The 18,490-nt window shown below is 38.9% G+C and carries 18 protein-coding genes and 2 pseudogenes; 17 read left to right on the plus strand and 3 right to left on the minus strand.

All coding sequences use genetic code 11. From position 1 onward, the window contains the following. Positions 1-99 precede the first annotated feature (99 nt). From HXT35_RS05955 to HXT35_RS05990, 8 genes and pseudogenes are all read left to right on the plus strand, one after another. Positions 100-315, plus strand: coding sequence for a hypothetical protein (locus HXT35_RS05955; RefSeq protein WP_155114866.1), 216 nt, complete (start codon positions 100-102; stop codon positions 313-315). A 72-nt stretch (positions 316-387) separates the two neighbouring features. Then, positions 388-1,110 carry an MvaI/BcnI family restriction endonuclease gene (locus tag HXT35_RS05960; protein WP_004128419.1) on the plus strand — a complete coding sequence of 241 codons (723 nt, stop codon included), beginning with the start codon at positions 388-390 and terminating at the stop codon, positions 1,108-1,110. A 10-nt stretch (positions 1,111-1,120) separates the two neighbouring features. Next, positions 1,121-1,903: an MvaI/BcnI family restriction endonuclease gene (locus HXT35_RS05965; RefSeq protein ID WP_421777659.1), complete on the plus strand. Its 783-nt coding sequence runs from the start codon at positions 1,121-1,123 to the stop codon at positions 1,901-1,903. A gap of 160 nt (positions 1,904-2,063) precedes the next feature. Then, positions 2,064-2,252, plus strand: coding sequence for a hypothetical protein (locus HXT35_RS05970; RefSeq protein WP_004128413.1), 189 nt, complete (start codon positions 2,064-2,066; stop codon positions 2,250-2,252). After that, a complete protein-coding gene (locus tag HXT35_RS05975) occupies positions 2,249-3,136 on the plus strand; it encodes a DNA-methyltransferase (RefSeq protein ID WP_004128410.1) in 888 nt (295 codons plus the stop codon). Before HXT35_RS05970 ends, HXT35_RS05975 begins: the two co-directional genes overlap by 4 nt. Continuing rightward, complete coding sequence (locus tag HXT35_RS05980; RefSeq protein WP_004128403.1) at positions 3,115-4,158, plus strand: DNA methyltransferase; 1,044 nt, start codon at positions 3,115-3,117, stop codon at positions 4,156-4,158. Before HXT35_RS05975 ends, HXT35_RS05980 begins: the two co-directional genes overlap by 22 nt. A gap of 198 nt (positions 4,159-4,356) precedes the next feature. Further along, the gene (locus HXT35_RS05985; RefSeq protein ID WP_004128400.1) at positions 4,357-4,962 is read left to right on the plus strand and encodes a hypothetical protein; all 606 of its coding nucleotides are present in this window, start codon (positions 4,357-4,359) and stop codon (positions 4,960-4,962) included. Between the two features lie 223 nt (positions 4,963-5,185). Further along, positions 5,186-5,230 (plus strand): annotated as a pseudogene (locus HXT35_RS05990) (hypothetical protein); the annotation flags it as partial. A 568-nt stretch (positions 5,231-5,798) separates the two neighbouring features. Here HXT35_RS05990 and HXT35_RS05995 read toward each other — a convergent pair. After that, a complete protein-coding gene (locus HXT35_RS05995) occupies positions 5,799-6,119 on the minus strand; it encodes a type II toxin-antitoxin system RelB/DinJ family antitoxin (RefSeq protein WP_004128397.1) in 321 nt (106 codons plus the stop codon). 461 nt (positions 6,120-6,580) lie between these two features. Here HXT35_RS05995 and HXT35_RS06000 point away from each other — a divergent pair, with 461 nt between their 5' ends. The 4 genes from HXT35_RS06000 to HXT35_RS06015 all read left to right on the plus strand — a co-directional run bounded on the left by HXT35_RS06000 (position 6,581) and on the right by HXT35_RS06015 (position 10,757). Next, the gene (locus HXT35_RS06000; protein WP_004128396.1) at positions 6,581-7,198 is read left to right on the plus strand and encodes a hypothetical protein; all 618 of its coding nucleotides are present in this window, start codon (positions 6,581-6,583) and stop codon (positions 7,196-7,198) included. A 309-nt stretch (positions 7,199-7,507) separates the two neighbouring features. Beyond that, positions 7,508-8,830: an MFS transporter gene (locus HXT35_RS06005; RefSeq protein WP_004128394.1), complete on the plus strand. Its 1,323-nt coding sequence runs from the start codon at positions 7,508-7,510 to the stop codon at positions 8,828-8,830. A 126-nt stretch (positions 8,831-8,956) separates the two neighbouring features. Continuing rightward, on the plus strand, positions 8,957-10,213 hold the full coding sequence (sstT, locus tag HXT35_RS06010) for a serine/threonine transporter SstT (protein ID WP_004128392.1): 1,257 nt from the start codon (positions 8,957-8,959) through the stop codon (positions 10,211-10,213). Between the two features lie 118 nt (positions 10,214-10,331). After that, a complete protein-coding gene (locus tag HXT35_RS06015) occupies positions 10,332-10,757 on the plus strand; it encodes a GNAT family N-acetyltransferase (protein WP_004128389.1) in 426 nt (141 codons plus the stop codon). A gap of 4 nt (positions 10,758-10,761) precedes the next feature. On the opposite strand, the gene epsC is transcribed toward HXT35_RS06015, so the two are convergent. Beyond that, entirely contained in the window at positions 10,762-11,601 is an 840-nt protein-coding gene (epsC, locus tag HXT35_RS06020) for a serine O-acetyltransferase EpsC (protein WP_004128386.1), read from the minus strand. Between the two features lie 115 nt (positions 11,602-11,716). Next, a complete protein-coding gene (gene cysK, locus HXT35_RS06025) occupies positions 11,717-12,649 on the minus strand; it encodes a cysteine synthase A (protein WP_004128383.1) in 933 nt (310 codons plus the stop codon). 641 nt (positions 12,650-13,290) lie between these two features. Between cysK and HXT35_RS06030 the strand changes: the two are divergent. From HXT35_RS06030 to HXT35_RS06050, 5 genes and pseudogenes are all read left to right on the plus strand, one after another. Further along, positions 13,291-13,711, plus strand: a pseudogene (locus tag HXT35_RS06030) (GNAT family N-acetyltransferase). A gap of 1 nt (position 13,712) precedes the next feature. Next, complete coding sequence (locus tag HXT35_RS06035; RefSeq protein WP_004128376.1) at positions 13,713-14,699, plus strand: DUF3137 domain-containing protein; 987 nt, start codon at positions 13,713-13,715, stop codon at positions 14,697-14,699. Positions 14,700-14,794: 95 nt separating this feature from the next. Next, on the plus strand, positions 14,795-15,361 hold the full coding sequence (locus HXT35_RS06040; protein ID WP_004128374.1) for a LemA family protein: 567 nt from the start codon (positions 14,795-14,797) through the stop codon (positions 15,359-15,361). Between the two features lie 241 nt (positions 15,362-15,602). Then, complete coding sequence (locus tag HXT35_RS06045) at positions 15,603-16,412, plus strand: nucleoside phosphorylase (RefSeq protein ID WP_004128371.1); 810 nt, start codon at positions 15,603-15,605, stop codon at positions 16,410-16,412. Positions 16,413-16,669: 257 nt separating this feature from the next. Further along, positions 16,670-18,436: an ABC transporter ATP-binding protein gene (locus HXT35_RS06050; protein WP_004128369.1), complete on the plus strand. Its 1,767-nt coding sequence runs from the start codon at positions 16,670-16,672 to the stop codon at positions 18,434-18,436. The last annotated feature ends 54 nt before the right edge of the window (positions 18,437-18,490 follow it).

Consider the following 18,490-nt stretch of genomic DNA (forward strand, 5'->3'; position numbering starts at 1 on the left):
GTGATACGGAGAATCCTTGAATACTACTTCCTGCAACTGTGTGATTTCGAGAGCACGGTTCTCAGTACCACAGTGCTTGATATGATAAAGAAACAGATCATGGATGATCCTGCCAGAGGAGTTCTAGATTATATGAAATATCATCTGGCACAGGTCATGCTCTCTTACATAAACAGATCGGATGCCTTTAACGATGGTCTTCACTTCGTAGACGAGAGCATCGACCGTGAGCAGTACAGAGATGTTTTCTATTCCATCTTTGAGGTGATGAATCAAGGACAGCACTTCAGGCACATGATGGAGGAAACGGAATAAAGATACAGATCTGAGAGTTTATCTCCTGCCTTCAAATGAGCAGGCTGTATCTCTCTTACAGGAGGAATTTTTATGGTGTGGACTAAGGAAAGCGTCATTAAAAAGATGGCGGAAATCAGGGATAAGGGATTCATTCGCATACCGGATGATATGTACAGAAAAGACGATGGAATTGTCGGACAAATATTAGAGCGTGAATTTGGCGTTGCTGAAAACAATCTACATCTTGCCGATTTAGGCACATACGAACTTAAAGGCATGCGAAAGAAGAACAAAGCAAGTACACTAACGCTATTCCATAAAACCTCTACCAGTGGGTTATCTCCTAATGAAATATTTGATAGATTTAGTTATGAGAGGCCTTCTCAACGTGATGGTACTCCTAAGCGAAAACTGTTCACTACCATTCGTGGGGATAAAAGAAATAGTCTTGAATTCATTTTGCGTGGAAACGGTGAAGCAAATGTCGATTTGTATTATAGGGATGAATATTTAGCAACTTGGGATCTTACAAGTGGGAATGGTAAAATCAAGCAAGTGTTATTAGCGTTGGCTGAAACCAGAGGGGCGGCTAATTCCCAGAATGAGGAATTCCATTTTGTTGAGGCCTATATATTAAGCTCTCCAAGGAACATTTATGACGCGATTACCTCTGGTGATGTAGTAATGGATTTGTGCATTGATCAGCCTGCGGCGGATTTCAGGCAAAAGGCTCCACATGATAGAGGCCCGCACATACGAATCCCTGTAAGAAGATTGAACAGCTTATTTGAAAGCGTCGAAAAAATTATTTAGGAGGGAAAACATGAGAGAACATGATTTGGAGCTGCTTAGAGAAAAGTTAGCAGAAATAAAATCAATGGGTTGGATCAAAAACCAGCGTCCCGGCAATGCGGGTGGTGTGGGTAACACGCTTGAGGATCTTTTGGATGTCGCCGAAAATAATCTGCAACTTCCAGATTTCGGCGATTGGGAATTAAAAAGTCAGCGAGCTGAAACAGGCTCATTATTAACCTTGTTTCACAGTGAGCCGTTACCGAGAAATGCACAAATTGTTCCTCGAGTGCTTCTTCCTTTGTATGGTTGGCCACATCAAGAAGCAGGGACAATATATCCTGCTAATGAGCGAAGCTTCAGGCAGACAATTAATGCCACTGCGGTGAGTGATCGTGGGTTTAAAGTCAATATAGATTGGGGAAAGGAACGCATTTTTGTCTCTTTTGATTTTTCAATGATCGACAGTAGACATTCTGAATGGCGCGATTTTATAAGACGGGGTGTTGGAATAGGGGACATAGATCCTCATCCGTATTGGACGTTTTCGGATATTTCCAAGAAGCTCAGCATAAAATTAAATAACCTCATGTATGTAAAAGCAGAAACAAAGAGGATCAATGGGGAAGAGTTTTTTAAGTACAACGAGATTGAAGCATATGTTGATCCGACTCTTGAGAGATTCCTTTCTCTTGTTGAGGGAGGGTACATATACGTTGACTTCGATGCGAGAACTGGACATAATCATGGGACAAAATTTAGAATAAGACCTTCGGTAAAAACAGATCTTTATCAACAGCATATAATCGGTTAAGTTAAAGAAGCGCCGCCTGCTACACCGCTACTAATTCGCGCAAAACGTGTAATAGACGGCGCATATATTTTGGCGTGTGATCTTTATTGCATAGGGTGAAATAAAATAAGACTAAAAATGTGCTATAATAGTCCTGAATTTAGGACGAAAGGAGACTAACATGAACAAGAAACCCATCTATCTTGATACTTACACTTTACAGCAGGACATGCGTATACGTTTACCTAAATCAATTTTAAATAATCTGTCGGTCGAAAAGGGAGTAACAAAGTTTTCGATCTTTTTAGATCAAGATAAGAAGGAATTGATTTTGCGGATTGCAGACAATAATGAGGAAGAAAAGAAATGAATCATGTAATTGAGTGTGGAGACACACTTGAATTGATAAAGAAAGTTGAGCCAGCCTCGATTGATCTCTTGGTAACATCGCCTCCATATTGGGCTAAGCGAGTATACAACGGAGAGGGAGAAATTGGATCTGAAGCAACACCTGAAGCATATGTGTCACGTCTTGCGGATTTTTTTGACGACCTTCGCCCATATTTGAAACCTGCGGCAAATATTTTTATTAATGTCGGCGATACATATTTTGGCTCAGGAGCAGGAGCTTGGAGCAAGTATTTGGATGCCGACGGCAATATTACTCAAGCGCAAAAAGATCGCAAAGAAAAATATTTCACTACAAAGCCTTTACAGCCTAAGATCAAACAAAATGGGAAGCTGTACCAGAATAAGCAACTTCTATTGATACCGTCTCGCTTTGCAATAGAAATGCAGGAACGTGGATGGCTTCTGAGGGATGATATTATCTGGCAAAAACCGAATAGAATACCCGCGAGTGTGACAGATAGACTAAACAATACTTATGAGCATGTATTTCACTTCGTGCTGAATAAGAAATACTTCTTTGATTTGGACGCAATAAAAGTTCTTGGAGCAAACGGCCGTATGAAAAATCCGGGCGATGTATGGGCAATTAATACGCAGCCGTTAAATGGGAGTCACACGGCAACATTTCCAGAACAGCTCGTTGAACAAATCGTATTATGCGGCAGTCCTAAAGGTGGGACGGTATTTGATCCATTTTTAGGAACAGGGACAACATGGATAGTGAGTGATCGACTTGAGCGTAATTGTATTGGGTTTGAAATCAATCAAGAATTCTACGATTTTGCGCAGACCAGATTTAAGAAAGAGAGGGAATATGAACAATGCCAGATGCCGATTTCATAAAAATCGATAATACGCGTTTATGCGACTGCAAAAAGGGCTTTTTATCTTGTATTGAAGCAAGAGACTGGATGAAAAATCAAATAGGTGTATGGCAGTTTATGTACGAACCACGAGATATTCGAGACAGAAATGTACACCCAGCTGTATTTCCTATCGCGATGGCTAAGCGTGTTATTGAGCAATTCACACATAAAGGAGAACTTGTATTAGATCCATTTGTCGGTTCAGGAACAACGCTGCTTGCTGCTCAGGATTTAGATAGAAATGCAGTGGGCTTTGACTTAAAGCAGGAATATGTAGATTTATCTAATTCGCGTGTAGAAGAGCCGCCAGCTGACCGTCATTGCAAACAAATTGCAGTTTGTGATGATGCAAGGAATATAGTTAATCGGATTGTGCGCGGAACAGTGAAATTGGCATTTACCTCGCCTCCCTACGCTAATATTCTTAATAGAGAACGGAAAAACAAAAGCCGTCGGGGTGACCTCAGAAAGAACAAGCAATTTTGCAAAGTTGAACAATATAGTCAAGATCCAAGAAATTTAGGAACACTTGAGGTAGACGCTTTTGAAGCGGCCATGTCAGAGATTTTCAAACAGATGATGCCGGTATTTGATGAAAAGGCTCATATTCTTATAAACATAACAGATGCATGGATTGATAGGAAACGTGTTCCTATTCACATTAATGTTGTAAATGCATTGCGCGCAGCGGGCTATGAGTTTAGAAACACTATCATCTGGGATAGAAGAAACCTTGTTAATAAAATAGGTATATTTGGATGGCCGAGTAGCTACATAACTATGGGCACAACTTTTTCGAGTATATTCTTGATTTCGCAATCCCCGTTGAACCTAAGAAATCCCGTGCAAAGAAAAAAGAGGAGTGATTTCAAAAGGTCAATTTTCTGGAGGTTTAAGATATGGCAAACGAGCTGCAGACGTTGTCGCTGCTTTTTCAAAATAGAATATTTGGGATACCGGACTATCAGCGCGGTTATGCGTGACTGCAGCGGCAGTTAGTGGACTTCTGGGAGGATTTGATAAACCTCCAGCCTGACCGCTTTCACTACACCGGTCTCCTGTCACTGAAGCCGCTGAAAAGTAAGGAAACTGTCAGCTGGGAGAGGACTTGTGTCTGGTTGAGAATGGCTACAAGCCTTGCCATATCGTTGATGTGCAACAGCGTATTACATCATTCGCACGTTTTGTTAATCAATCGTGGCCTTTGCTGTTGAACGTGATGGCAAACCAAAATATTTCAACAGCCTTGCCAAAGATGAGCAAGATTTAATTAGTAATACAAAGCTTACAATTTATGTGTGTGAAGGAACGCTTTCGGAAATTGAAGTATGGTTTGAAACTATTAATATTGCCGGCGTTCCACTAGTGAAACAAGAACTAAGAAATGCGGCTTATCATGGTAGTTTTGTAACGCTTGCTAAGGAAGAATTTTCAAATACTTCTAATTCTAAGATGAATATGTGGCAAACCTATGTGAAAGGCGATCCTAAAAGTCAAGCAATTCTTGAAACAGCTCTCGACTGTGTGAGTGATGGGAAAATTGACGATTATATGGCTCAACATAGAAACGATACAGATATTAAACAGTTGAAAAACCACTTCGATACTGTAATAGATTGGACAGATTCAATATTTGACTATACTGTAAGTGAAATGTGCGGCCAAGAATGGGGAAGGCTGTACTATACGTATCATAAAAATGCCTATAGTAAGGCTCAGATTGCAGAACGAGTATATGCACTTTTGGAAGATTCTCAAGTTCAAAATAAACGTTGTGTTATTGAGTATGTACTTGGTGGATAATCTGACAAAACTCTTCTTAACATACGAGTATTTGACGAGAAAATAAAAAAGCAAGTGTATGCTCGCCAAACGTAAGCTGCTAAAGAAAAAAGATATATCAAATTGTCCGCTTTATGCTTTGGGTAGTGACAACAATTCCAAACGTATCTATAAATTGAGCGAAATGGACGCAGATCATGTAACAGCTTGAAGCAAAGGTGGTGCAACGGACGAGTCAAATTTCCAAATGCTTTGCAAAACGCATAATAGAACTAAAGGCAATAAGTAACAAATTATATTTCGCTCACAATGTGAAGCGATATAAAACACGTTACAGCCTTTTTGATATTTCTATCGTTAAAAAGTGCATCCAATATCCATAGTGTGCACTTGAAAAAAGTGTAGCTATACTAGGAGTTCTCTCAATCCATGTAGAGAGTGTTTGCTTGATGTCGAGGGCTTAATAGGTGGGTGTTTTTTTGCCCTTGTACAGCAGGGCTTTACAGGGTCTAACGTTAAAAGGTTTAATTAGTGGCAGCTTTAGGCTGGTTCGGTGCGGTTTTTGGGTGCGATTTTACCGTTTTTATGCTGAGCATCATTCAAATACGTATAATTATGTGATTAAAAACACCAAAATACGTATAATAATGTGATTAAATACAACAAAACATATATAATAATGTGATACGTTAAGACATAACGCAAAATATAACAGAATAACCGCAGAATTGTTGCAACACAGCAACATAGCAACGCAACAACATAGCAATGTAATTGCGCGTAGAAACAGCCAAACACTAATACAGCCAGTCTCAAATGAATCGCGCATTAGTTGTTTGAGTTGTTAACAATGTTTTCTATATTTCTGCCTGAGTAGAAGATACGAATAACTTATCAACATCGTTAGCACTATACGATTTTCCTGTCGAAAGTGAATCGATGCCTTTTTGCAATTCTGCATCTAGTTCAGTTCGAGTTAAATTACCTAAAGCAAGCGGTTTTTCTTGCTTATTAGTTGGCAGGCGGAGTTCAAAAGGTAAGCCATTTTGTAAAACGATTTGGCTATACAGCATTTGTATTGCTGAAGATGGTGAAATCCCAAGTTGGTTCAAGATGCTTTCAGCGTCTTCTTTAAGATTTGTATCGATTCTTGCATATACAGCATTCGTATTTGTCATTGTGTTCGCGTCCTTTCTGACCTTATTTTACAAAATGCTTGCAAGCATATGCAAGCAGTTGAAAGCAAAAGTTTAATCACTATTAAAATTATAACTTTCCGTAGTTGTGTTTTCGGATTCAAAATCAAGCTATTAAGCAGGTTTTAAACCTTTTAACTATTACCTTTTTCTATCGTTAAAGCGTGCACTCATTTTGCCACACATCTGTTTATGTATGGAATAAAATCCTGTAGATTATCGGATGATTTTTAGTTACAATCATTTTATAGTCTGCATATCTGCATTCTTGTCCATAATTTACATCCCGTCAGTTTTATTAAACTCAAAGATGATTTGTACTCCGAGATGAATAAATATTTGGCGGATGATAGTGAAGCATGATGGTGAAGAACAGAGTGAAGATTGAGCATGAGAATCGTAGCCGCAATTAGGTAAAGATTAAGTTGTAGAGGAGGCGTAAAATGAAGCATATTAAGCATTATGCTTTTTTGACTGTGGTAGTTTGCCTTATGTCACTTATTTCAGGTTGTAAGAATCAGAATAATTTTAGCGATAATAATAGAGAAGTAAAAACAGAAAATCAAAAGTCTGAAAGGAATAAAAGACACTCAGAAAATTCTGCAAGGAATGAAAAGCACTCAGAAAATAATGAAGATGTTGACTGGAAAGAGGTAAGTAAAAATGGTGTTGATGAAACTTTGCTCATAAAAAACATAGATGAAAAGGTTCTCACATATGTGGCTAAACAGTTACAAAATCTATGCGACGAGATTGGTGAAAAGGGGGTCAAAGATAAATACTATCGGCTGACAGGATGGTATAACGATGTAGTATATTCTAAGCAATACAAGAGTGTTGTGTCGTTGGGTAAAAAAGCAATGAAACCATTGTTCCTAATAATATATAAAAGCAAACAGGCTGGAATGTATGAATGGGTTTGTAGTAAAGCGTTAGATGAAATATCTGGTTTTGATTTCTCGGGATTAAATAATGGTGCAGGATGGAGTAATTCTAGAGAATTTTTAAAGGCATTTACCGATAAAATTATTGAACAAAAAATTAGCAAACAAAAAAATTAGCAACTCTCTGTTTACAACTGTCTTGGACGCTTACTGGCAAGGTGAGACTGAGTATTACCAAATCTCTTATTTGATGGCTAGTGAAGAGACTCGTAGTAATTTTAGACTGGTCTCTTGCGGTTTTTAGATGCAATTTTTGCTTTTTTTAAACAAGAGTATAGTGTTGTCAAATTTGTCAAATAAGCTATTTGATTTGTGTAGTTTGTAATGAATTATTTAAGTTGGATATCGATTTGAAGGTAGTTATGCGAGTTTGCATGTAAGCAGCTATGCAAGTTTGCGTTATTTTGCAAGAGTTTTGTGGGAGAGATGGTTGCTGTGAAGTCAATTTTTAGCAAGAATAATATTTTTATTCGTATGAGATCTATTAGTCCTGCATTGCGATGGGCGCTGGTTGGCTTCTGTTTTTCTATGCTCGGCAATCAAGCGTATGAAGGATCGGTTTTGCCTTCGATTATTATTGTGGGCTTGCCGGCTTGGGTGATTGGTTTTCGTAAGACTTTTATGACGGTTGCCGATTTTCTTTCGCCATGCTCTGGTTGGATTGTTGATAAGCTTGGCGGTTTTCGCGCTCTTGCTATGACTGAAGGCGTAGAAGGCGTGCTCAGTTTGCTACCGCTTCTTATGTTTGGCTCTTCTGCGTGGAAGTGGTCGCTTGTAGCTCTTTCTTGCGCATTGTTGATTACAGGTCAAGTGATTGATATTGCTAGCGAAGTTTTCGAGGTTGATGCTGCCGGCGGCGATGACGGCATGATTGTAAACTACAGTGGCATTGTAAGCGTTTTGGCGAGTGTTACAGGAACCTTGCTCGGCTCTCCGCTTGGATCTTGGATTGCAAGCTGGTCGATTCCTGCGGTTTTGGTTTTCTCGTCCGTGACTTCTTTTGCGGCTTGCGCTACGCGATTTATTATGAAGCAAGATATATCGCGAGCATCTTGCGAAGAAGAGGAAGTGCAGCAAGATGTAGAGAATGAATCGCAAGCGATTAGTGAAGAAGGAGAAGTATCGCAAGTATCGCAAGAAAATGACGTTGATTCCAAATCTACATCCAATAAATCTGCAGCTAAGCAATCTGCGAATCCATCGCTCAAGAGTAAAATCATGCTTCTTGCTGGATCTCTTTTGGTTGCTTTTATTCCTGCATGCTCCGTTTCCTATATCCTGCTCGGTATCGGTAAGCAATATGGCTCTCAATCTTTAACAATGCTGTATATTTTCACTGGCGTAGGAAGCGTGCTCGCGTCCGTTTTATATGCGCACTCGTCTCAAAAACTCGGTTTAAGAAAAGTTGCGATTTTGGGTATTATTGTGAGCTTGCTTGCTTATTGCCTTATGTTTATTAATCTTTTGCCAATGATGTGCTTTGCATTCTTACTTGAAGCGATTGGTGGAATGTTATTGGTAGAGCCGATTATTGTTGCGCGTCAGATTCTGTTTAAAGGAAGTGCGCTCGCTAAGTTTTCTGGTTTGGCGCGTCTCGCGTTTGCGATTGGTGCTACTAGCGGATCTTGGATTGGATTTGCATTCTCGTCTACGTTCCAATGGCAGCTTTTGCCTATACTTGCGCTGATTTTCACAGCAGGATTGCTTGTTGTTTTGCCGCAGTTGCCAAACATGAGCTACGCAGATTAGATGATTTGCATATATATGCACACTTATGTATAATCTGTAAAAAATAAAAATAAAAAATCTTGCGAGTATGAATACAAATAAAAGAGTATAAAATATTCTGCACAAACCAAATTACAGGAGACTCTCATGCACAAGATTATTCAAAAGTGGAATAACATTGACCTTATTCTGCGTATTGTTATTGGTCTTTTTCTAGGCGCTGCACTTGGCATTTTTGTGCCAGCTCACGTTTATGTGCTAGATCTTATGGGAAAGCTGTTTGTGAGCGCACTTAAATCCGTTGCGCCTATCTTGGTATTTTGCCTTGTGATTGGTGCGCTTGCAAAAGCAAAAAGTGTTGGAAACATGAAGCTTGTAATCGTGTTGTATGCACTTTCTACGTTTATTGCAAGCCTTATAGCTGTATGTGCAGCCATGATTTTCCCTGTTGACTTCACTTTTGCTCATGTTGCAGCAGCGTCTTCGCCGTCTCCTCAAGGAATCGGCGAAGTTCTTAATTCTCTTGTGCTAAATATTGTTGTAAACCCTGTAGATGCTCTTGCTAAGGGAAACTTTATTGGTATTTTATTCTGGGCAATCGCGTTTGGTGTAGCACTTCGCTTGGCTGAGCCTTCTACTAAAGCATTCTTTGACAACGTTTCGTCTGCTATTGGAAAAATTGTTCACTGGATTATTAACGCAGCACCTTTTGGCATTATGGGTCTTGTTTATACAACAGTGGCAAGCAATGGTCTTCGTATTTTTAGTGAATACGGTTCCGTTATTGCCTTGTTAGTAGGCACTATGGCTGTTGTTGCTTTGATTGTAAATCCTATTTTTGTTTTTGTGCTTACTGGCAAGAATCCGTATCCTCTTGTATTGAGAACATTGCGCGATTCTGGAGTTACAGCGTTCTTTATGCGTTCTTCTGCTGCAAATATTCCTGTAAATATGAATTTGTGCGAAAAACTCGGTTTTAATAAAGACAATTACTCTGTTTCTATACCACTTGGATCAACCATTAATATGAGTGGTGCTGCTATAACGATTTCGATTATGGCTTTATGTGCTGCTCACACTCTTGGGATTTACGTTGATATTCCAACAGCTGTGATTTTGTCTGCGCTTTCTGCAGTTTCCGCTGCAGGCGCATCTGGTGTAGCAGGTGGTTCGCTTTTGCTCATACCTCTTGCATGCTCGTCGTTTGGTATTTCAAATGATATTGCTATGCAAGTAGTTGCTATTGGCCTTATTATTGGCGTTTTGCAGGATTCTTTCGAAACTGCACTTAACTCTTCCACAGATGTTCTCTTTACGGCAGTTGGCGAATATCGCATGTGGCAGCGTGCGGGTCTTAAGTTTAAGATGGGCAAAGACCACGAACCAGTGCAACTTAAAAAGTAGCTGTTGTAGCTGTTGTAGCGGTTGCATCTGTTATTAAGTATTATTATTAGTGCGCGTTCTTACGTTCTTACGTTTTAGATCGCGCACTTTTGCTATGTTTTGCGAGGTGTTATTGTAAATGAATCTAGCAGATGTTCAAATAAAAGAGTACGAAAAATATAATGGCGAAGATATTTTAAGACTATATGATTCTGTTGGTTGGTCTTCGTATACAGATGATTTAGTTGCTTTAGAAAATGGCTTTAACAATTCGCTCAAGGTTTTAGCTGCGTATAAAAATGACGAGCTGGTTGGAATTGCTAGAGCTGTTGGCGATGGATACACTGTTGTTCTTATTCAGGATATTCTTGTTTTGCCAGAGTATCAAAGGCAGGGAATAGGCTCTGCTTTGTTAAAGGCGATTGTGGATTGTTATCCTAATGTTCGTCAAATTCAATTAACCACGGATTGTACTGAAAAAACTATTGCTTTTTATAAATCTGCTGGTTTTATTGAGTTATCAGAAATCGAGTGCTGCGGTTTTATAAAAGACAGAGCATTATAGCGTATTATGCTTTAGGGAAGTGGTAGGTTGTGTTTGCAGGAATGCTGCGGTTTATCCACGCGTTTGCTGCGATTATACTTCCGCTTCCTATTGTGGTTTCTCCGCCTAAGATTGTTGCGTTCGCGTAAATTACAACATTATTTCCAATATTTGGATGCCGCTTTCCGCCTTTTACAGGATTCCCATCCTCGTCTAGCGCAAAACTTTTTGCACCCAGCGTTACGCCTTGGTAAAGCTTAACATGCTCGCCGATTACAGTTGTTTCGCCGATTACAATGCCAGTTCCGTGATCAATGCAAAAATATGCGCCAATTTTTGCTCCTGGATGAATGTCAATTCCAGTTTTTCTGTGTGCATATTCGCTCATAAGTCTAGGAATTAGCGGTACGTTAAGTTCGTAGAGTGCGTGAGCTGTGCGGTGAATAAGCATTGCATAAAAACCTGGGTATGCGAGTGTGACTTCTACTTTGCTTGTGCAAGCAGGATCGCCTTCATACATGGCTTGAATATCTGTTAAAAGTAACTTTTTAATTGTAGGAAGAGTATTTATAAATTGATTGCAAGTTTCTCGAATTTTAACTGCGTCGTTTGTGTAGGATTGAAGTTCGTGGAATATAATGCGTTCTATAGTGTCCAAAGCGTTTGAAGTAACAGTATTCAAACTAATATTGAGTTGCGTAGTATCGTTGCTTAAATTGCGCACATGCAACTCAGGCAAAAGTAGAGACTGAGTCGCATGTATGAGTGCAATAATATTGCGGTAATTAGGTATGAATGTAGCTTGCCTTATGTCTGAATCGTGAATTGAGTTGAGTTGATTTATAAGGTCAAGGCGATCACTCATACATTTCTCCTATTATTCTCTTGCTTGTTTTATTCGAGTGTTCGAAAGTGCGCTTGTAAATCTACTAAAAACGCACTTTCAAAACATCATTTATTATTATCATTATTGCATAGCATTATTCTGCAAACAAAGGCGTTGACAAGTAGCGATCTCCGGAATCTGGAAGTATTGCAACGATGGTTTTGCCAGCGTTTTCTTCTCTTTTTGCTTCTTGAATTGCTGTCCAAACTGCTGCTCCGGAAGAAATACCTACGAGGACGCCTTCTTTTTTGCTTATAAGCTTGCCGTTTTCGATTGCGTCTTCATTCGTTACGTGAACAATGCGATCATAAATGTTTTGGTTGAGGACGTCCGGCACGAATCCTGCGCCGATTCCTTGAATCTTGTGTGCTCCTGGCTTGCCGCCTGCGAGCACAGGGGAGTCGGCTGGTTCTACTGCGATTACTTCCAGATGCGGATTTTGTTCCTTTAAATAAGTGCCAGTACCGGTGATTGTGCCGCCTGTTCCAACGCCAGCAATGAGAATATCCACGTTTCCGTCAGTGTCTTGCCAAATTTCTGGACCGGTTGTTTTGTAGTGCGCGTGCACGTTTGCTTGATTAGTAAACTGTCCTGGAGTCCACGCGTTTGGCGTGTTTTCAACGATTTCCTTTGCTTTGGCAATTGCGCCTTTCATTCCATCTTTAGCTGGTGTGAGCACGAGTTCGGAGCCGTATGCTTTCATAAGTTTTCGGCGTTCAATAGACATGCTTTCTGGCATAACAATAATGCTTTTGTATCCTTTTGTTTGAGCAATCATTGAAAGACCGATGCCAGTATTTCCAGAAGTTGGCTCAACAATTACTGAGCCTGGTTTAAGCGTGCCTGCGTTTTCTGCTTCTTCGATCATCTGTTTTGCAATGCGGTCTTTTACGGAGCCTGCTGGGTTGAAGTATTCGAGTTTTACAAGTATTTTTGCTGCTAGATTGTACTCTTTTTCAATGTGAGTAAGCTCCAGAAGTGGAGTGTGGCCTACGAGTTCTTGCACGGACTTGTAGATGTTAGACATAATATTTCCCCTTACTTGTTTGTTTTACTTGTTTTTTTGTTTTGTTTAATTTGATTTGTTTTTAATTTTTAAAAACAATTTTTATTAGTAAAGCGACTACCGTTTTATTAGTTGTTTCTGAAGATGCCATTTATCTGTTTAATATCTAATCCGTATTAGATTGTTATCTTTTTAAGATTTTATATTCGAATTTTGGCATAAAAAAAGAAACAGCGCGCTGTTTCTTGAATCGTAATTTGCTGTGTTTTAATGTAAATGCTTTTAACACAGGCTAGATGATGCATACTTAGTGTTTGCAAACATCATTTCGATTAAGAAATGCGCAACAGCATACGTTACAACAACAATTTGTCATCATATTTGTATGATACATGTGCACTCCTTTACTCGTCGAAATGGTGATAAGTGAAGACTATAGCGAATGGATTTGTGTTTGTCAAACTTGATTTGTGTTTGTCAAACTTTGATATGTACTCCTTTTTCTGCGCGAGTGTCTGATTTTGCCTGTTTTTGGACACTGGTGCAGTTGGCGCATTAAAGTCCTATGTTAAAGAGATAGGAGACTTGATATACTGAGTTATTACGCTAGAAAATTTAGGGTTTCAACGTTGATTTCACAGTATTCGGAGGCGTTGTTGTAAATGAATTTAACAGACGTGCAAATAAAAGAGTACAAAAAGTATAATAGCAAAGATATTCCAAGGCTGTATGATTCCGTTGGTTGGTCTGCGTACACAGATGATTTAGTTGCTTTGGAAAATGGTTTTAATAATTCGCTCAAGGTTTTAGCTGCTTATAAAAATGATGAGCTAGTTGGCATTATTAGGGCTGTTGGTGACGGGTACACGGTTGTTTTTTATTCAGGATATTCTCGTTTTGCCTGAGTACCAAAGGCAGGGGATAGGGTCTGCTTTGTTAAAAGCGATTGTGGATTATTATCCTAACGTTCGTCAAATTCAGTTGACTACGGATTGCACTGAAAAAACTATTGCTTTTTATAAGTCAGCTGGTTTTATTGAGTTTTCAGAAATTGATTGCTGCGGTTTTATAAAAGGGAGATGACATGAATGTAAAATATGGTAGCGTATTTACAAATCCAGAAGTTTTAAACAGACTCGCGCGAATAGAACAATCTCCCCAAATACAAGGAAAATTAAGCGCTTTAAAAGAAGGCGTAAAAAATAATTCTTTTGATCCAGTTCGTCTAATTCCATTAATACCGGTAGTAATGGTTTTAGGCGCTTTGTATAACTATTTTCCAAATATTGATTACTCTCGTTACAAATATTATTTGCTAATAGTAGTTGTTTTTGTTGTTTGCTTTGCAGGTAAGTTTTTTGTAAATAATAAGGTTGATGTAGATGCCCTATATTCGGATAATGTTTTAACGCCGATTTTGAATGCGATTCTGCCTGGAACAGTATTAAACAATTCCGAAGGAATGGACAGTAGTATTTTTAATAATCTTCTGCCAATATCTAGTAGGTATTATTCAAGTAAACACATAATTTTTGGCGATGAATTTAAAACTGAATTTTCAAATATGCAAGCAATCCACTTTTCTAGAAGCGAAAGTGGAAAAAGTGTTAAAAAAACGGATTTTATTGGGCAAGTCTTATTAATAAACTCAAAAACCAACATAAATGGCCACATTAGAATCGTCCCCGTTACTGGAAAGAGCTTTATGGGGCAAAAACTAAATGGATACTATGGTAGAAAAACAAAAGAGGAGAGCGAAGTTCAAACAGAATCCATTGACTTTAATAACTCGTATTCAATCTTCTCTACAGACGATTTTTATACAAAACTGGTATTAGATCCAAGTTTTATAGAAATATTGAATAATTTGCAAAAAAGAATGCGAGTTTGCTTATACCTAGATGGTGAGCATATTATTGCGGCTTTTGACTCTGGTTGGTATTTATTCGGTGCTCCAGGAGAATCTGGAGTAGAAAACTTATCTTTAATAAGAGAATATGAAAGATTTAGAGATGTTTTGGCTGAGTATTACGAAATAATTAACTTAATTAGAGAGAAATTACAAAAGTAAAAATTGCAAAAGTAGAAATTACAAAAGTAGAAACTAGTAAATTGCAATACTAGCGAATTGAAAAATTAGAAAATACTAGAACTAAAGGAGACATTATGGGTGACTTTATGGATAAGAACACTGTGCTAATTTGTGTTGCAATAGTGCTTGTAGTGCTTATTGCCTGGTTTATTGGCACGTTAAATAGGCTAAGAAAATATAGGGTGATTATAGAAGAGTCGCAGAAAAACGTTGATATTGCGCTCGCCAAAAGATACGATACGATTTGCCAAATGCTTAAAGTTGCGCAGTCGTTTGCAAAGTATGAAAAAACAACATTAGTGGATTTGGTTAGTTTAAGAGAGGGATTGGGTTCAGCGGATTCTAGTTCGGTAATCAAAAATCAGAATCATGCAATAGGGAAGATTTTTGCTTTGGCGGAAGCTTATCCGGAATTAAAGTCTTCTGAACAATTTTTGAACTTGCAGGAAGAAATAAACGACGAAAATGAGCAGCTTGCGGCGGCAAAAAGAATCGTCAATAGTAATATCAGCACGCTTAATCAAAATATTGTTACATTCCCAGTTTCGCTTATTGCAAACTTAAGCGGAATAAAGCAGATGGATTTTCTTAGCGAGGATGATTTAAACGATAAGAAGAATATTGACAGCATATTGAGTTAGATGGAATATTGAGCTGGGTAGTGTATGAAGTGGCCAATCGTTGTAAATTTGCATCGATTGGCCACTTTGTGATTGGCTGTCTGTTGGTTTGCATATGTGCCCAGTGAAGAAAATTGCCGCAAACAGCAAAAATCTTCATTTCGATTGGCTACTTTGTGATTTTCGTGTACTAATGCGTGTATTTGTGTATAGGATTGAGTTACTTGTAGGATGGAGCTGATCTTATGAAGGAGCTGATTGTATGGCAGAATATGATTTGCCGATTTTAGAGTATGATTCCGATAAAAGTGCGGTTATTATGCCAAATCACGATAATATTTCTGTTAAGCTTCCATCTAAAGCGGTTTTTGCTTTCTTAGGCGATGAAATCGATCAGTATGCTTTAAGCAGGAAAGCTACGATTGTAGCAAATTTTGAATCTGCAACTAAAGTATATCCAATATATGTTTTGGAAGAGAAAGTAGAGAAAAAAGTAAAGGAAGATGCAAGCAGTGAAGTAGAAGAAGAAACGCAAAAAATCTGCTTAGTACAGGCTCCAGTTGGCGCTCCTGCTGCTGTTCAGATCTTAGATTGGTTGATTTCTTACGGCGTTAGGGAAGTTGTTAGTGCTGGTTCTTGTGGGTCGCTAGTTGATTATGCGGAAAATGTTTTTCTGGTTCCGTATAAAGCTTTAAGGGATGAGGGGACTTCTTATCATTATTTGCCTCCAAGTCGTTATGTTGATGTTTCAGAGCGCTCGAGACGTGCTATTTTGCAAACTTTGCAAGCGCATAATTTGCCTTATCATGAAGTTAAAACGTGGACTACGGATGGGTTCTTCCGTGAAACTAAGGGGAAAGTTTCCAGTCGTAAGCAGGAGGGATGCGCGGTTGTTGAAATGGAGTGTTCTGCTTTAGCGGCGTGTGCACAAATGCGTGAGATTGTTTGGGGTGAGATCCTTTACACTGCAGATACTTTGCACGATGTTGAAAATTATGATGAGCGCAATTGGGGCGGGGATTCTAAAGCGTATGCGCTTGAGCTTTGTATTGAAGCGGTGTTGCGTATTTGATTTGATTTTTTTTTTAACTCTATGCTTATTATTTCTAGCAAGCATTACGTATAAGTGTGTTTAAGCATTTATAGGTGTTATCAAGCAGATAAGCATGACCAATCAGGATAAGTATGATAGTGTAGCTTTCAATGCTTTGTAGCGAGCGAATCGGCAAAATGGAAACGAAAATGCTAGCTGCGAAAATGCTATTAGCGAAAAATAGTAAAAATAGCAAGAATAGCAAATAGATATAAAGGAAGTGAGAGGTAGCGAGAATGAACAAAACTGACAATACAGCAAATCAGCAATCGCCCGCGAATCAGCAATCATCCAAACTACATCCAGACGTAAAAAATTACGTAAAACTATTTTTCAAGGAAAACAAACTTGTAGCTTTTCTTTCGATGATAGTTTTTATTGCCTTGTCTATGATTTACACTGCTATTTCTTGGATTTTGCAAATTATTTTCGACTATATGGCAGGCAAAGGATCCTTCTCTTTAACTACTATTTTGCTGCTTGTCGTTTCATTTATGCTTTCAATCTCCCTGATTTTCGCGTTGAAGCGCAGTGCGTATCCTCGCTTTCTTGAAAAAGCAATGAATCAGTATAAAGAGTCTGTTATTAAGAAGCTTTTAAAAAAGAGTTATAGTGATTTTTCGCTTGCGAATTCCGGCACGTATCTTTCTGTTCTTACTAATGATTGCGAGCGTATTCAAGAAAAGTATTTGAAGAAGATTTTTGACTTTGTTCAAGACGTTCTTATGCTTGTAAGTTCGCTGGCTCTTATGATTTATTATAGTCCATTGCTCACTGTTATTGCTCTTATTATTTCTGTGCTTCCAATGGCGTGCTCGATTCTTACAGCTAACGGAATTGCCACTCGCGAGGAGCAGGTTTCTAAGTCTAACGAGTCTTATACAGCCTTAACGAAGGATGTTTTGAACGGCGTTTCGGTTATTAAGAGTTTTAAGGCGGAGCAGGAGGTTATTAACCGTTATCAGAATCAGTCGATGGAGCTTGAGCATACGAAGAATCTTCGCGAAAAAACGATGACTACTGTTTCTGCTCTTGGTACTATTTCAAGTCTTGGAACTCAGCTTGGCGTGATGCTTATTGGTGCTTGGATGGTTAACGCTCATATTGGTGTTATTACTGCTGGAATGGTGTTAGCTTTCACTAATTTGATGAATGGCGTGCTTCAGCCTATTGCAACTCTTCCGCAAATGCTTGGCGAGATGAAGGGCGCTAAGAAGCTTATTAGCAAGATGGCTGATTATATGAGTAACGCTAAGGAAGATTCTGGCGAGATCATTGACGATTCTATTAAAAGCGTTGTTTTGCGCGATGTTTCGTACGCTTATGACGCGGATCATAAAGTATTGAAAAATGTAAATCTAACTTTGCAAGCTGGAAAATCTTATGCAATAGTAGGACCTTCTGGAGCTGGTAAGAGTAGTTTAATCAATCTGCTTATGGGCTACTACAAGGATTATGAAGGTAGTGTGAAGTTGGATAATCACGAGCTTAGCAATGTGAGCAAGAGTTCTCTTTACGATAAGACTACTCTTATGCAGCAGTCTGTGTTTATGTTTGATGCTTCGATTTTAGATAATATTACGCTTTTTAAGCCGTTCCCGAATGCGGAAGTGGATTGCGTGATTCACCTGGCTGGTTTGGATGATTTGATTGCTGCTAAAGGCAAGGATTATCAGTGCGGCGAGAACGGCGGTCATCTTTCTGGCGGCGAAAAGCAGCGTATTGCTATTGCGCGAAGCTTGCTAAAAAAGTCCGAGATTCTGCTGGTTGATGAGGCAACGAGCGCGTTAGATAACGAGACGAGCGCGAATGTAACGCAATCTATCTTGGATTTGCAAGGAATTCTTCGACTCGTGGTAACTCACCGCTTGGATGCTAATTCGCTTAAGCAATATGATGAGATTCTTGTGATGAAAAGCGGCGAGCTTATTGAGCGCGGAAGCTTTGAGGATCTTATGAATCAGAAAGCTTACTTCTACTCGCTTTACACTGTGTCTATGTGAGGCTGTGGTGTGGATTGTTGCAATGCGCTGTGCAATTTAGTGCAATAGATTCTG

The organism is Gardnerella sp. DNF01141 (assembly GCF_049244255.1).
In the GTDB taxonomy this organism is placed as follows: Bacteria; Actinomycetota; Actinomycetes; order Actinomycetales; family Bifidobacteriaceae; genus Bifidobacterium; species Bifidobacterium vaginale_E.

Excerpts from the sequence above, each read along its gene's own strand:
- HXT35_RS05980 (WP_004128403.1), top strand. The coding sequence starts at position 3,115 with ATGCCAGATGCCGATTTCATAAAAATCGATAATACGCGTTTATGCGAC.
- HXT35_RS06015 (WP_004128389.1), top strand. The coding sequence starts at position 10,332 with ATGAATCTAGCAGATGTTCAAATAAAAGAGTACGAAAAATATAATGGC.
- HXT35_RS06000 (WP_004128396.1), top strand. The coding sequence starts at position 6,581 with ATGAAGCATATTAAGCATTATGCTTTTTTGACTGTGGTAGTTTGCCTT.
- HXT35_RS05970 (WP_004128413.1), top strand. The coding sequence starts at position 2,064 with ATGAACAAGAAACCCATCTATCTTGATACTTACACTTTACAGCAGGAC.
- HXT35_RS05960 (WP_004128419.1), top strand. The coding sequence starts at position 388 with ATGGTGTGGACTAAGGAAAGCGTCATTAAAAAGATGGCGGAAATCAGG.
- HXT35_RS06005 (WP_004128394.1), top strand. The coding sequence starts at position 7,508 with ATGGTTGCTGTGAAGTCAATTTTTAGCAAGAATAATATTTTTATTCGT.
- HXT35_RS06045 (WP_004128371.1), top strand. The coding sequence starts at position 15,603 with ATGGCAGAATATGATTTGCCGATTTTAGAGTATGATTCCGATAAAAGT.
- cysK (WP_004128383.1), bottom strand. The coding sequence starts at position 12,649 with ATGTCTAACATCTACAAGTCCGTGCAAGAACTCGTAGGCCACACTCCA.
- HXT35_RS05975 (WP_004128410.1), top strand. The coding sequence starts at position 2,249 with ATGAATCATGTAATTGAGTGTGGAGACACACTTGAATTGATAAAGAAA.
- HXT35_RS06050 (WP_004128369.1), top strand. The coding sequence starts at position 16,670 with ATGAACAAAACTGACAATACAGCAAATCAGCAATCGCCCGCGAATCAG.
- HXT35_RS05995 (WP_004128397.1), bottom strand. The coding sequence starts at position 6,119 with ATGACAAATACGAATGCTGTATATGCAAGAATCGATACAAATCTTAAA.
- HXT35_RS05965 (WP_421777659.1), top strand. The coding sequence starts at position 1,121 with ATGAGAGAACATGATTTGGAGCTGCTTAGAGAAAAGTTAGCAGAAATA.
- HXT35_RS06040 (WP_004128374.1), top strand. The coding sequence starts at position 14,795 with ATGGGTGACTTTATGGATAAGAACACTGTGCTAATTTGTGTTGCAATA.
- HXT35_RS06035 (WP_004128376.1), top strand. The coding sequence starts at position 13,713 with ATGAATGTAAAATATGGTAGCGTATTTACAAATCCAGAAGTTTTAAAC.
- epsC (WP_004128386.1), bottom strand. The coding sequence starts at position 11,601 with ATGAGTGATCGCCTTGACCTTATAAATCAACTCAACTCAATTCACGAT.
- sstT (WP_004128392.1), top strand. The coding sequence starts at position 8,957 with ATGCACAAGATTATTCAAAAGTGGAATAACATTGACCTTATTCTGCGT.
- HXT35_RS05955 (WP_155114866.1), top strand. The coding sequence starts at position 100 with ATGGATGATCCTGCCAGAGGAGTTCTAGATTATATGAAATATCATCTG.